This window comes from Seohaeicola nanhaiensis, assembly GCF_042654245.1.
Classification (GTDB): domain Bacteria; phylum Pseudomonadota; class Alphaproteobacteria; order Rhodobacterales; family Rhodobacteraceae; genus Seohaeicola_A; species Seohaeicola_A nanhaiensis.
In genome coordinates, this window is record NZ_JBHSGI010000042.1 from 1 (window position 1) to 923 (window position 923).

A 923-nucleotide genomic window follows, 5' to 3' on the forward strand; every position below is an offset into this window, starting at 1 on the left:
GAGAATAGATCGCAGATTTCTGTGAGGGCGTGGAACATATCGGTGAAGGTTCGCGCGCCGATCCTGCGCAGATGTGCCTTGAGTTTCGAGAAGGCCATCTCGATCGGGTTCAGGTCGGGGCTGTAAGGCGGCAGGAACAGGAACCAGCATCCGGCTTCGCGCATGGCTTTGGCAGCGGTGGCGTTCTTGTGCGTAGCGAGGTTGTCCAGGATGACGACGGTGCCTGGCTCCAGTTCCGGGATCAGTACCTGCTCGACGTAAGCGGCAAAGGCTTCGCCATCCATCGCACCTTTGATGACCCACGGGGCGATCAGCGTCCCTGCGCCCAGACCCGCGATGAAGGTCTGCGTGCCCCATGATCCAAAGGGCGCCTCCATCACCAGCCGCTCGCCCCGCCGAGACCAGCCTCGCTGGCGGGTCAGGTTGGTTTTGACGGAGGTTTCGTCAATAAAGACAACGCGATCCGGTCGGGCTGCAACGGCTGGCAGGCGATGCTTGATCCAGTCCTCGCGTTGTTTCCTTACCCGTGCGCGCCGCCGCTCGGTTGCGACCAACGACTTTTTTTGTACGTGAAGCCGAGCTTGCGCAGGAACCGTCCAATCGCATCCGGGTGCGCCTGAACACCGGTCGCATCCGCCAGCGCACCGGCCAGTTCGGGCATGGTCATGTCGCCGTCCTGATCGATCAGTTCGATCAGAAACGAGCGATGAGGATCAAGCTTGCCCGTGCCCCGAGGCCGACCTTGCGGGGTAGCGCATGCGTGTCCCCTTCGTCGGATCGCAAGGCCCCAACGCGCCCCGGTGGCAGGTGAAAGCTTCAGGCGCAACGCCGCCGCCCGCCCGCTCAACCCTTCCTCAACCAATCTCTGAAACCGCGCTCGAAGCGCATCCGGCAAAGGTGCTGACATGATCCATCCTCCCAAA

The 923-nt window shown here is 62.3% G+C and carries 1 protein-coding gene; it reads right to left on the reverse strand.

What is annotated here, in order from left to right; translation table 11 throughout:
* Positions 1–907 (reverse strand): IS630 family transposase gene (locus tag ACFO5X_RS26195; protein ID WP_380723288.1). Its coding sequence is split into 2 segments (ribosomal slippage), with 905 coding nucleotides annotated over them: positions 1–563 and positions 566–907; the frame shifts between segments, so codons are not numbered across the junction. This gene is flagged as partial in the annotation.
* Positions 908–923 lie beyond the last annotated feature (16 nt).